Source organism: Phyllobacterium sp. YR531 (assembly GCF_000282595.1).
In the GTDB taxonomy this organism is placed as follows: domain Bacteria; phylum Pseudomonadota; class Alphaproteobacteria; order Rhizobiales; family Rhizobiaceae; genus Phyllobacterium.
Window position 1 is genome coordinate 14,440 of record NZ_AKIZ01000017.1, and the last position, 13,039, is coordinate 27,478.

Below are 13,039 nucleotides of genomic sequence, written 5' to 3' on the forward strand. Positions count from 1 at the left end.
CGGGCATATGCCCGTGGATCAAAAAAGGGGAGGACACGACATGTATATTTCCAGACTGACAACCTTAACATTTGTGATTGGATCGCTGCTCGTTGGAGCTGCAAGCGCCGAGACGCAATTGCGATCGGCTGATACACATCCGGACGGGTATCCAACTGTTGAAGCCGTCAAATATATGGGCGAGCTTATCAAGGAACGCACTGCCGGGCGTTATGGCGTGGAGGTTTATCATTCGGCGCAGCTTGGCGAAGAAAAGGATACAATCGAACAGACACAAGCCGGTGTAATCGATTTCAACCGCGTTTCTATGGGACCTTTCAACGGGATTGTTCCGGTTACTCAGGTGCCATCGCTTCCTTATATTTTCCGCTCGACTGACCATATGCGCCATACGATGGATGGACCGGTTGGTGAGGAAATCCTGAAAGCATTCGAGGCACATAATCTCGTCGGTCTGGCGTTTTACGATTCAGGTGCCCGTTCGTTCTACAATACCAAGAAACCCATCACCTCCCTTGAGGATCTGAAAGGTATGAAGTTCCGTGTCATCCAGTCGGATGTCTTCGTGGACATGGTGAATGCGCTGGGAGCGAATGCCACGCCGATGGCTTATGGCGAGGTTTACTCGGCACTGGAGACAGGCGTCATTGATGGGGCGGAGAACAACTGGCCAAGCTTCGAATCGGCCAAGCACTTCGAAGTTGCCAAGTTCTACACACTCGACCAGCACCAGATCGTTCCTGAAGTTCTCGTCATGTCAAAATCGAGTTGGGACAAGCTTACACCGGAAGATCAGGCGATTTTCCGGCAGGCTGCGAAGGATAGCGTCGTCAAGATGCGCGAGCTGTGGGATGCCCGCGAAAAGAAGTCGCGTGAAATTGTTGAGGCGGCAGGTGTGAAGATCAACGAAATCGACAAGAAGCCGCTTATCGATGCAATGAAACCTGTTCATGAGAAGTACCTGTCGACACCTGAGTTGAAAGACGTGGCAGCGCGCATTCAGGCAACAGAATAAGGGGCCTGATGGCATGGAGGTCATTTGGCGCTCCATGCCACTAGACAGACGATGAGCCGGGATGGGGATAGGGCGATGGCCGACATCAATTCGAGGAAAGGCGGACAGCCACTTTCCAAAAGCCGCGAGCGCTTGCTGCGCTGGAGTGCGGTTCTTACAAAGGTAAATCATTATGCGCTCTACCTTGCGGGGTTTGGCCTTGTCCTCATGACGGCGCTGGTGGTCTATCAGGTGTTCTCGCGATTCGTACTCAACTCATCGCCAAGCTGGACAGAAACCAGTGCCATTATGGTGATGAGCTGGTTCATCTTTCTTGGTTCAGCCATTGGCGTGCGTGAAAACTTCCATATGGGTTTTGATGTGCTCCTCTACATACTGCCTAAGGGCAGCAAAGCGGCCCTGCGGACGATTTCAGATGTGATCGTATTGGGATTCGCACTGGGAATGGTCTGGTACGGCTGCAAGCTGGTTGCCCTTACCTGGAACTCGACAATTCCCTCTCTAGGATTACCGGGTGGCTTCGACTATCTGCCACTGGTTGCAGGTGGTCTGCTGATCAGCCTGTTTGCGCTGGAGCGCATAATCCTGCGTTTTGCCGGTGTCAGTGTCGACAAGGAAATCAACCTTGAAGACGTACCTGACATGCCAAGCGTTCAGGAGGCCTAACCATGGATCTATGGATATTATTTGGTGTTTTCACCCTTCTGATGTTCATCGGAACACCGATAGCGTTTTGTCTGGGTGCTGCAAGCTTTGCAACAGTTCTCTATCTTGGCCTCCCGCCCTTGGTTGTATTCCAGCGGCTGAACTCCGGCATGAGTGCCTTTTCCCTGATGGCGATACCGTTTTTCATCTATGCCGGTGATCTGATGGTCCGCGGCGGGATTGCACAGCGGATTGTTTCCTTCGCCGGTTCCCTCGTCGGGCATCTGCGTGGCGGTCTGGGGCAGGTCAACATAATCGCAGCCACCATGTTTGGCGGCATCTCCGGATCTGCGGTCGCTGAAGCCGCAGCTGTTGGCGGATTGATGATCCCGCAAATGAAGGCACGGGGTTACGGTGCAGATTATGCCGTCAATGTAACGTCCATGGCGGCTTTGATAGCCCTGCTTTTGCCGCCGTCACAGAACATGATCATCTATTCCATTGCTGGTGGTGGTAAGATTTCCATCGCTGATCTGTTTACAGCGGGTATCATGCCCGGTCTTCTGCTGGCCGCATCCTTGATGGTAACGGCGTATTTTGTGGCGCGTAAACGCGGATATCCCATTGAGCGGTTTCAGGGTTTTGCACGGGCGGGCCGTCTGGCAGTCATTGCCATACCGGGATTGCTGCTTATAGGCATTATATTCGGCGGTGTTCGCTCGGGTATTTTCACGGCTACGGAAAGCTCCTGTATCGCAGTCGTATACGCTCTGCTGGTCACGGTTTTCGGCTATAAGTCCATGAAGTGGGATGATTTTGTCCATGCAACCATGGGTGCAGTACGCACGACTGCCATGGTGCTGCTGATCATAGGAACTGCCGCCTCGTTCAGCTGGCTGATGGCCTATCTGAAAGTCCCGTTAGCGCTTATCGCCGGGATGAATGCCATTTCGACAGATCCGCTGGTGGTGCTCCTGTTGCTCAATGTCCTTATGCTCCTTTTGGGCACATTCATGGATATGGGGCCGATGATCATTATCTGCACGCCGATTTTCCTGCCAATGGCGACGCATTATGGCGTCGATCCTGTCCATTTCGGCGTCATCCTGATCCTCAATCTGGGTATTGGCTTGAACACACCGCCCGTAGGGACCGTGCAATTCGTGGCCTGTGCCGTAGGCAAGATAACTGTGTGGGAAGCAATGCGCTCCATATGGCCGTTCTACGGTGCTGGAATTGTGGTTCTTGGGCTTGTCACCTATATTCCGGCGATCTCGCTCTGGCTTCCGAGCGTCTTCAAATAGAGGCGGCATCAATATGGACATTGTGACTGATCTGAAGGTTGAGAGAAAGCCCAAGCTTTCCGAAACGGTTGTTGCGGCAATTCGCGAGCAGCTGCAGGCGGGGCTGATTCAGCCTGGCCAGAAGCTGCCCACGGAAGGGCAGTTAACCGAGACCTTCGGCGTTAGTCGTACTGTTATCCGCGAGGCTTTGGCTCAACTCGCCGCTGCAGGGCTGGTCGAACCGCGGCAGGGTGCAGGCGTTTTCGTCATCGAACAACTTTCCACGGCGTTTAGCGCTCTTACTTCCGAGATGGGAACCAAGAATTCGATTGCACTGAACGTGCTTGAGGTGCGGCTTGCGATTGAAATCGAATCTGCCGGCTTGGCTGCCATCCGTCACAATGCAGCGCAGGAAGCAGAAATTCAGGAAGCTTTTTTTGAGTTCGACATGCTGCTGTTGAAGGACCAACCCACCGGGCCGGCTGATCTTGCCTTCCATCGCGCAATAGCCAGCGCCACCAACAATCCCTTTTATGTCGAAATGCTCGATGTTCTCGGGCGGCGTGCGATCCCGTGTGATGTCACTTCACCATGGTCAACAGAGGTAGCGCAATCGGAGGAATATCAACGCGGGTTACAGCGCGAACATCTGGCAATCCTCAACGCGATTTCTGCAGGGGACGCCGAAGCGGCTCGCGTAGCCATGCGCGCCCACCTCACTGCCAGCCAGAGGCGTTACCTTGGACGAATTCAGGCGCGCCACGGTTTTTATGAAGCCGGTTCCATAAAGGAGCCATAGACGAATGAGAGATAGTTTCAGGATACAATGACCCAAGATCATACCGAGTACAGCTCACGTTACGCCATCGATCCGGTAGCAGCTTCCGCAATGGGGACGGATGAACTGCGGCACAATTTTCACATTGGTAATCTGTTCGAGCCGGGCAAGATCAATCTCACCTATACACACTATGACCGCATGATCGTGGGGGGCGCGACGCCTTTTGATGGTGAGCTTAAGCTTGAAGCGATAAAGCCGACGGGTACGAAGAATTTTCTTGATCGCCGTGAGCTTATTATCGTCAATGTAGGCGAAAAAGGCATTGTGATTGCAGGTGGCCAACCTTACGAGCTGGCCGAACGCGACATGCTTTATGTTGGAATGGGGGTTGAGGCGGTAACATTCACATCGTCGAATGGTGATAAACCTGCAAAATTCTATCTGTTGAGCGCACCTGCTCACCATACCTATCCAACCCGGCACATTCGCATCGGAGATGCCAAGCGCGTTGATCTTGGCAGTCAGGCAACATCGAACGAACGGTCGATCTTTCAGTTCATCCACGCGGATGGTGTTAAAACCTGCCAGCTCGTTGTGGGCATGACCCAACTTGCGCAAGGTTCGGTATGGAACACAATGCCGTGTCACGTGCATGACCGCCGCATGGAAGCCTATCTCTATTTCGACCTTCCTGAGACAGCGCGGGTATTCCATTTCATGGGAGAGCCGGACGAAACACGGCATATCGTGATGCGCAATGAAGAAGCTGTGCTGTCACCGGGCTGGTCAATCCATTCGGGATCTGGAACGTCCAACTATGCATTTATCTGGGCGATGGCCGGCGACAATGTCGACTACACAGATGTCGATCCCGTTACCATGGATGATCTGAAATGAGCCATGCAATCGGAAGCGGGTATTTTGTAGCGGCGGAAGATAGCATCTGGGAAAATACCGAGCCGGGTGTGAAGCGACGGATCATAGCCTATCTCGATGAGTTGATGTTGGTCGAGGTGCTGTTCGAAAAGAATGCTGTAGGAAGCCTGCATTCGCACCCGCATGTTCAAGGCAGCTATGTAGCCGAAGGCCGGTTCGAAGTGACGATTGATGGGGTGTCCAAAATACTTGAGCAGGGTGGAAGCTTTATCGTCCCAGGCAATTTGGTGCATGGGGTGAAGGCTCTCGAAAAAGGGCGGTTGATCGATTCGTTCACGCCGCACAGGGCTGAGTTTCTAAAGTAGGTTACACAACTTTGCCGGGATTCATAATTCCGTTCGGGTCAAGCAGGGATTTGATTGAACGCATCAAATTCAGCTTGACCGGATCAACGAGTGTTTCAAGTTCAGCCTTCTTGTCCAATCCAATTCCGTGTTCGGCAGAAAATGATCCGCCAAATTCGCGCAGACCTGAGTAAATCAGAGATTTAACCGCCTGCTTGTCAGGTATTCCGGCAACACCAACATGCAGGTTGCCGTCGCCGAGGTGGCCAAAAGCAAAACCGTATACATCCGGACCTAGAGCTGTGATCCCCTCATCGAATTGTTTCAACCAGTGCTCCAAATGCTGGAGAGGCACGGAAATGTCGAACCAGTGTCCCTGCGGGTAGGCCCGATCAATCACGCTGCTGTCCTCGCGAATATTCCATATCTCTCGACGCTCTTTTTCACTCTGCGCAAGAATGGCATCAAGCACTAAACCTTCGTCAATGGCTTTCGCCAAGGCGCTTTCCAATATGGATTGCGCCGCTGACTGTTCGGCTGCATCAGTCTCAATGATAAGGTAAATTGGGGCTTTCGTGATGGCAGTGAGCGTCGCAGGCCCGAGATTGTCTACCGCTACCATGAAGTATTCATTTGCCATGAACTCTGCGCGTAGCAAATGTAGATTGTGACTGGCCTGCAAACGGTGGAAGAGCGCAATAGCGGCTGTTGCAGATGGACAGGCAACAAGGGCCGTGGCTGTAAATCCGTCCGGTGGAGCCAGCTTCAAAACTGCTCGCGTTATAACACCAAGCGTTCCTTCAGCACCGATGAATAGTTGCTTCAGGTCATATCCTTCATTGGATTTCGATACTTGTGCCATGTCACTCATGATACGCCCATCAGACAGTACCACTTCGAGACCAAGCACACGCTGACGCATGATACCATGGCGGAAAGCTTCCATGCCTCCGGCATTTGTTGAGATCATTCCACCAATTGTGGCGCTGCCGCGGGAAGCAATGTCGATGCCTGTAGAAAGCCTGTGATGTGCCGCTGCCTCCTGTAGCGCATGCAGTGTAACACCGCCCTGCACGATGGCCGTGCCAGCAGATGCAGACAGCGCTTCGATACTGTTCATCAAGGAGAGGGAGAGGATAATTTGCCCGCTTGCAGATATCCCACCACCAACAAGCCCTGTCCTTCCACCATGGGTGACAACCGGTATTTTATGCTCGTTACACAATCGCAGTACAGCGGCGACTTCTGCCGTGGATCGTGGGGCAACCATCAATCCGGCATCAAGATTACGCTCGTCTGAACCCGGATGTATTACGCCAAGGGCATCTCCAACCCTTATACCCCCCGTGCCGACGATTAGTTGGAGTTCAGCAAGAATGCTCTCTTCGATCATTGAGGATCCGTCGCTTTGCGGCGGTCAATGAAGATTCTCAGGGCAAGTATGATTGCAGTGACAAGAATCAGAAGAACCGAGATCGCGGCAATTGCCGGATCAATATTATCTCGAAGTCCCATCCACATAAGCCGGGGGAGGGTGATGGCGTTGACGCTGGTAATGAACAGGGTAACGCCGATCTCCTCCCAGGAAAGCACAAATGAAAGAAGTGCGGCCGTAGCAATGCCAAATTTGATGTTGGGAATGATGACTTTAAAGGCTCGGGTTGTGAGGTTGGCTCCGAGACCACGTGCTGCAAGGTCTATACGCCGGTCGACCTGAAACAGTGCAACGAGAATAAGCACAACTGCAAATGGCGTTGTCATCACGGCATGGGCGAGCGCTACACCCAGCCAGGTGTCATATCCGATCCAGTTGTTAAAGCTCGAAAGGGCGGTCATGAGGAAATAGAGCGTCATCGCCGATACAACTGGAGGAACGATCAGCGGCAACAATACAAAGCCGATAAGCAGAGCTGAGAAGCGCGGCTGAAACATCCAGATCCCAAGTCCGAACATCGTCGCCAGTGCGGTTGCAACAGCACTGGAGAGGATGCCGATACGCAGGCTGAGCAAAATGCTTTGCATCCATGCCGGATTGTCGAGAAGCGCCTGATAATGACGAAGCGACAAGGCACCCGAAGGCATTGAAAGAAAACGGGCGGGGGTAAATGATACCGGTATAACGGCAATGAGCGGCATAAGCAGAAAGATCGCAACGGCGGTTGCCAGGATCAGTAATATGGGGCCGGGGCGGGATGATTGCATCGCTTTAGCCCACCATATGTGCGGGTTTGATGAAACGGCGAAGCAATGCCAGTAAAATTCCGATGAAGAGAACGAGGACAACACTGATTGCGGCACCAAGACCCCAATCCGGGCTCTGGAATATTCGGAGATAAACCAGTTCCGCCACCATGACGCTGCGCCCGCCACCGAGGATTGCAGGCGTTACGAAAAAACCGAGTGCGAATACGAAGACGATGAGCGCAGCTCCGATCAGCCCGCCATAGGTCAGCGGCACAAAGACCGTCCAGAATGTTCTTGTTCTTGACGAACCCATGCCGCGCGCCGCCAGCAGAACACGCTCATCAATGCTTCGCATGGCAGAGGCGATAGGAAATACCGCAAAGGGAATGAGGAAATGCGTCATGCCTATAATAACGCCAAATTCATTGCGCGCCAAAGCCAGTGGCTCACTGATAATACCTGCCGATTGTAACCAGGTATTGATCAGGCCGCGATTGGACAACATTGCCAGCCAACCGAAAGCACGGGTGAGAACAGAAATCCAGAAGGGAACGAGAATACAAAACTCTGCGAGTGCGCGTTGCAGCGAATTACCGCGCACCCAGACGTAGGCGATGGCATAGGCTGTAATCAGCGATGTAGCAGTGACAATCAGGCAAATGCGCAGAGTGCGGATGAAAACGGATTGTACAAGCGGATCGGTAAATACGGCTACATACTGACCAAGTCCGGTTTCCGGCAAAGTGAAACTCCAGCGGACCACGCCAAGAAAAGGCACGACATAGGCAAGCCCCAAAAACAGGAGCAGAGGCGCTAACAACAGGATCTTTCTAGAGGTTGCCGACTTGCTCATTCACCATGCCTTGTTGCGAACTGCAAATTAGCGCGAGGTCACGGGGAACCTCGCGCTATATCACTTATGCCGATATGACTTTCGTATATTCGTCGAACGCCTTGCCGTAGTTCTCGGCATACCATTCCATATCAAGCGGAACCTGCTTCGCCATGTTCGCTGGATCCACGCAATTTATGCGCTTCTTGTCGTCTGGTATCAGTGCATCGGTTGCCGGATTCGCCGGGCCTTGACCCAGCAGATTGAACATTTCAAGTTGGCGCTCGGGTGTCTGGGCGCTGGCGATAAACTTCATCGCATTGTCCTTGCCGCCCGGATTGTTTTTCATAATCGCAAGGGCGCCGGGGGAGATCAGGCCCTGATCCCAAACAAACTTGATTGTGCCGCCCGAGTCCTGTTCGATCAATTGCGCGCGTGTTGACCAGATCAGTGCCATGGATGCTTCACCGTCGATGAGGACTGACTGGCTTTCAGCACCCCCGCCCCAATAGGCCACGACGTTCTCTTTAAATGCCGCAATCTTGTCGTGAGCGCGCTTGAGATCGAGCGGATAAAGTTTTTCAGGAGCGACACCATCACCCATCAAGGCCGCTTCCCACATGGCAGCGCCCCATTTGTACATGGAGCGTTTGCCGGGAAACTTCTTCACGTCAAAGAAATCAGCCATGCCCGTCGGCACCTGATCGCCGAATTTCGAAGAGTCATAGGCAATGATGTACGAAAAGAAATAAGTTGATGCTGCCGTATCCCAGCCAAAACCCGGACGCATCTTGTTCCTGTCAACGATGGAATAATCGATTGGTTCGAGCATGCCTTGTTTGCCGAGTGAAATGCCGGAGAACGGATCAACGTCAAGCAGGTCCCAGCTGGGTTTACCGCTCTTGAACTGGGCAGTTATCGCGCCTTCCGTTGGGCCTGACCCGTCCATCTTGACGGTGACACCACTTTCCTTGGTAAAGGGCTGCCCATAAGCCTTGTCATAGGCCGTCATGGCATCACCGCCCCAGTTGACCAGAACCAGTTCTTTTGCTTGCGCATAGGAGCCGGTGGAGCGAAGAAGGGCAGGGGCACCAGCCAGAAAAATAGCGGCCATCTGTGTAAATCGCCTGCGGCTTATTTCGCCGCTCTCGACCTTGCTGGCGAGTATTTCGAGGCAGTCTTTTTGAAATGCGTTATCCATTTTTGTTTCCCTCTGGATTGTCGTTGTCACATTCCTGAATGCAGCCTAACTCCCATTCGGCAGCAAAAAGCCTTGGTGGACTGGCCACGACACCCACACATCCGTGTCAGGCGGCATCGGCTGTGTTGTCGCTGTTGGCATTGAAACTGCCAGACTTGTGCCCATACGTGTTCGCAAATGATATTTGGTCGAAGCGCCCAGATAGGTAGCACCTTCGACGCGGCAGGTAATGGCATTGCAATTTGCGTCACGACCATCAGTAGTGATTACCATGTGTTCAGGACGCACCGCCGCTACTGCGGCTCTACCTGCGAGTATTGCCGATTTGTTAACAACGATCGTCTGTTCTTCAAACCTGCCGGATGCGCGCTCGCCGTCGAGTTGGACAGTATCCAATGGCAGAAGATTGATCTCACCGAGGAACTCGGCGACAAAGCGGTTTGTTGGCCGTTCATAGACTTCTTGCGGTTTGCCAACCTGCAGCAGCTCGCCATGATTGAAGATGGCTACGCGGGAAGACAGGGCAAGCGCTTCGGATTGATCGTGTGTGACGAAAACGAACGTCGTGCCGGTTTCTTGATGCAGTCTTTTGGCTTCTTCCTGCATCATTTCGCGAAGATTTTTGTCCAGAGCTGAAAAGGGTTCATCCAGCAGCAATACTGAGGGTTCGAATGCCAAGGCGCGGGCAAGAGCGACACGCTGCTGCTGGCCGCCGGAAAGCTTTGCCGGCAGTTTTTTCTCATGGCCAACGAGTCCGACCCGTTCAACCATTTCGCCGACCCTGCGTTTGATATCCGCAGCAGAACGGCGGCGTACCTTGAGAGGAAAAGCAATGTTCTGCTCCACAGTCAGATGCGGGAAGAGGGCATATCCCTGAAACACCATCCCATAGGAACGATCTTCTGCCGGCACGCTGGTAATGTCTTTGCCGTCCATCACCAGCTTGCCTGATGTTGGAGCAAGGAAACCGGCCAGGATCATGAGAAACGTGGTTTTGCCGGACCCTGAGGGTCCCAGAAGGGTTAAAAATTCACCTCGCTTGATATCAAGCGAAAGATCTTTGAGCGCATGAAATGCGCCAAATGACTTGCCAATGGATATAGCCTTTATCTCGGCGGCTTTCGTGTCGCCCAGTTGCATGCCTTGAGGCATTGATTGACCTCTTTCCCCTGCTTTTAAAACGAAGCCTAGGCACAATCTGCGATTACGACAATTGAATTATATTACCCTGACACGTGAATGAAATTCACGCCATCTCAAATTTCAGTCGGATGTGCGTATTCAAGCATTACGGGTTTGTGACAGACGCGATTTCAACCACTCGGTGAACGCAAGCTGTGCCGGATGATCTATTCTGGCATAGTCGGTTACTAGAAAATATGACTTTGGTGATTTGATAGCGAGGTCAAATGGCTGGATAAGCTGACCGCCTCGCATTGCCTTTCTGCAGGTGAGTTTGTCGCCCATGGCGATACCCTGCGCGGTGATGGCTGCAGAGAACACCAGATTCATGTCCGAGAATATGATTCCCCGTTCGGAATCGGGATTGTCAACATTTGCCAAGGCCAGCCAGAGCGTCCAATCTTCGAAATCGACCAAGTGCAGCAGAGGTGCACGCAATATATCCTTGGGCTCGGCCAGTCCGCCCAGTTTGTTGAGAAGAACAGGACTGCACAGTGGGGTGAATTCGATCTCGCAAAGCAGATCCACCGCTCTATTTGGCCAGTTGCCATCACCAAAAGCAATAAACAGGTCAATTCCCGGTGCGGTAACGTCATCGAGTTTCCGTGGTGTCACTATGCGCAGCGAGATATCAGGATACTTTTCCTGAAACTCCGCAATATGGGTGCAAAGCCAAAGCGACGCGAAGCCGGATGTGCAGCTAATGGTCAAGGTTCCGCCAGTGCTGGCGGGACTGTGACGCCCACCAGCATCGTCAATGACAATGAGTGCCTTACGGACATCATTGGCATATTTGCGTCCGCGTGGTGTCAGGATGACGCCTTTGCCATCTCGTTGCAGCAGTTCAAAGCCCAGATCGCGTTCCAGTAAGCGCAACTGGTGACTGACCGCGCTACGCGTTAAATGCAATTCTTCTGCAGAGCGCCAAACACTGCCATGTCTTGCGAAGCTCTCCAGCGCCCGCAGTGCCTGAGTAGAGGGTATCCGCATGCGTAACCTTCAATCTGAGGTGAATAGAATTTGCACGTTTTGAGAAAACATATCACTTTTTCTCTCACCTTCCAGATGATTATCTGGCGGCCGGCGGGAGATAATCGTGGCTACGGCATCATACGCATCAGCACTCAGTTTCATTGACGGACACAAAGCCGATCTTTCAGTATCTGCACGAACAATCTTCGATTTCGGTGAAACTGCCTGGCGGGAATATCAATCCTCGGACTGGTATGTCCGGCGCTTGCGGCAAGAGGGATTTGACGTAGAGGTTGGCTCCGCAGGAATGCCCACCGCCTTTTGCGCGCATTGGACCAATAAAGTCGGGATGACGGGAAAATCACCGACAATTGGCATGTATGCGGAATATGATGCCGTACCGGGCAATTGTCAGGCCGCCGTCACTTGCAAACAGCCACGAGTAGGTCTCAATGAACATGCTGGTGGTCACACTGACCCTCATTCCGGTCTTGGAATATCATCGCTGGGCGGATTGCTGGCTACCAAGGCAGCGATGGAAAAACACGGCATAGCAGGGACGCTGCGTTTTACCGGTGAACCTGCCGAGAAGGTGCGTGGTTCCAAACCCATTCATGCTGCCAAAGGCTATTATGACGGGTTGGATGGAATGATTTCATTCCATCCATTCTACATGCTGCCGCTTTGCAACACGGTGCGATGGGACACGCATTGCGGTGCTGCTTATTCGATGATCTACCGCTTCATCTGTGATCAGCCGGAACTTTGGGGTTTGAGCGATGGCGCTCCCATTCCGCAGTCACATTCTGCTATCCGTGCACCCGGCGCAAATGACGCGCTAATGATGATGTATATGGCGTCAAAAGCCTTGCGTGACTCCATGCTGCCGCATCAGGGAGGTTGGTCTATTAGTGAGGCAATTCTAACGGCTGGCCAAGCTACCGCTGATAATCTGCCCGCTGGACTTGCAGAAATCCAGTACATGATGCGCGTGCCCACCATACCAATGGCTGAGCAGGTTACCGCTGCGTTGGACCGCAATGCTGAACATGCTGCTGCGATGACTGGTTGCAGGGTGGAGCGGCATTGGGTTTGTAAATCAAGGCCGGGGCTTGCAAACCACGCCATGGCCGGGATTACTTGGGATGCGCTCAACATTGTTGGTGCCCCGCATTGGGAAGAGTCTGCAAAAGCAATTGCGCGTGAGATACAAGTCAATGCCGGTATGGCGGCCATGGCAGAACCGTTTCTCGATGAATGCGAGCGGTTGATTTCGCCACAGGAGGCAGAGGCGATATTGCGTCGTGATTTGCCACCATCGCAGATCAATTCCACTTCCGATGATTATACCGACATGACATGGCACGCGCCGACAGTGCGGTTTTACGTGGCGCGCCCTGCGTTGAAAGCGCCGAAGGGCGCAGCTTATCCGGGTTGGGTAATGAATGCGCTTGGCGGGATATCCGAGACGATCGATCCGATGATCAGCTGCGCTGCAAAAACAGTTGCGCTGACAGCCTTACGATTGCTGGAAGATGAAAGCGCCCGGCGCACGGCAAAGGACGAGTTTATTGAACGGACCGGTGGTGGCGTGGGAGGATCCCAATGGATTGCGCCGCTTTGCGATTATGAGCCACCGATCCATTTCCGTTGGCCGGAATACATAACAACAGCGCGTGGCACCGAATGGTGGATACCGAACGCTGTATAATGAGGAGAGAACA

Annotated in this window: 13 protein-coding genes; 7 read left to right on the forward strand and 6 right to left on the reverse strand. The window is 52.9% G+C overall.

The annotated features are described in order from the left end of the window. The first annotated feature begins 40 nt into the window (after positions 1 to 40). The 6 genes from PMI41_RS11240 (at position 41) to PMI41_RS11265 (ending at position 4,965) form a co-directional block, all read left to right on the forward strand. Entirely contained in the window at positions 41 to 1,015 is a 975-nt protein-coding gene (locus PMI41_RS11240; RefSeq protein ID WP_008124788.1) for a TRAP transporter substrate-binding protein, read from the forward strand. Between the two features lie 75 nt (positions 1,016 to 1,090). Beyond that, complete coding sequence (locus PMI41_RS11245; protein WP_008124790.1) at positions 1,091 to 1,681, forward strand: TRAP transporter small permease; 591 nt, start codon at positions 1,091 to 1,093, stop codon at positions 1,679 to 1,681. Between the two features lie 2 nt (positions 1,682 to 1,683). Then, a complete protein-coding gene (locus PMI41_RS11250) occupies positions 1,684 to 2,964 on the forward strand; it encodes a TRAP transporter large permease (protein ID WP_008124792.1) in 1,281 nt (426 codons plus the stop codon). Between the two features lie 13 nt (positions 2,965 to 2,977). Beyond that, entirely contained in the window at positions 2,978 to 3,742 is a 765-nt protein-coding gene (locus PMI41_RS11255) for a FadR/GntR family transcriptional regulator (protein WP_008124794.1), read from the forward strand. 27 nt (positions 3,743 to 3,769) lie between these two features. After that, positions 3,770 to 4,621 carry a 5-dehydro-4-deoxy-D-glucuronate isomerase gene (gene kduI, locus PMI41_RS11260; RefSeq protein WP_008124798.1) on the forward strand — a complete coding sequence of 284 codons (852 nt, stop codon included), beginning with the start codon at positions 3,770 to 3,772 and terminating at the stop codon, positions 4,619 to 4,621. Then, the gene (locus PMI41_RS11265) at positions 4,618 to 4,965 is read left to right on the forward strand and encodes a cupin domain-containing protein (protein ID WP_008124800.1); all 348 of its coding nucleotides are present in this window, start codon (positions 4,618 to 4,620) and stop codon (positions 4,963 to 4,965) included. The genes kduI and PMI41_RS11265 overlap by 4 nt, the downstream gene beginning before the upstream one ends. A gap of 1 nt (position 4,966) precedes the next feature. Here the strand turns inward: PMI41_RS11265 and PMI41_RS11270 are convergent, their stop codons facing one another. The 6 genes from PMI41_RS11270 to PMI41_RS11295 form a co-directional block, all read right to left on the reverse strand. Then, complete coding sequence (locus tag PMI41_RS11270) at positions 4,967 to 6,337, reverse strand: FAD-binding oxidoreductase (protein WP_008124801.1); 1,371 nt, start codon at positions 6,335 to 6,337, stop codon at positions 4,967 to 4,969. Next, a complete protein-coding gene (locus tag PMI41_RS11275; RefSeq protein WP_008124803.1) occupies positions 6,334 to 7,146 on the reverse strand; it encodes an ABC transporter permease in 813 nt (270 codons plus the stop codon). Before PMI41_RS11275 ends, PMI41_RS11270 begins: the two co-directional genes overlap by 4 nt. A gap of 4 nt (positions 7,147 to 7,150) precedes the next feature. After that, positions 7,151 to 7,981, reverse strand: a complete 831-nt coding sequence (locus PMI41_RS11280) for an ABC transporter permease (protein WP_008124806.1) — start codon at positions 7,979 to 7,981, stop codon at positions 7,151 to 7,153. Between the two features lie 64 nt (positions 7,982 to 8,045). Next, complete coding sequence (locus tag PMI41_RS11285) at positions 8,046 to 9,161, reverse strand: ABC transporter substrate-binding protein (RefSeq protein WP_008124809.1); 1,116 nt, start codon at positions 9,159 to 9,161, stop codon at positions 8,046 to 8,048. 45 nt (positions 9,162 to 9,206) lie between these two features. Continuing rightward, positions 9,207 to 10,313 (reverse strand): ABC transporter ATP-binding protein, encoded by a 1,107-nt coding sequence (locus PMI41_RS11290; RefSeq protein ID WP_008124811.1) that lies wholly within the window; start codon positions 10,311 to 10,313, stop codon positions 9,207 to 9,209. A gap of 129 nt (positions 10,314 to 10,442) precedes the next feature. Next, complete coding sequence (locus PMI41_RS11295) at positions 10,443 to 11,333, reverse strand: LysR substrate-binding domain-containing protein (RefSeq protein WP_008124812.1); 891 nt, start codon at positions 11,331 to 11,333, stop codon at positions 10,443 to 10,445. A 106-nt stretch (positions 11,334 to 11,439) separates the two neighbouring features. Between PMI41_RS11295 and PMI41_RS11300 the strand changes: the two genes are divergently transcribed. Then, positions 11,440 to 13,026 carry a hypothetical protein gene (locus PMI41_RS11300; RefSeq protein WP_008124813.1) on the forward strand — a complete coding sequence of 529 codons (1,587 nt, stop codon included), beginning with the start codon at positions 11,440 to 11,442 and terminating at the stop codon, positions 13,024 to 13,026. Positions 13,027 to 13,039: the final 13 nt, after the last annotated feature.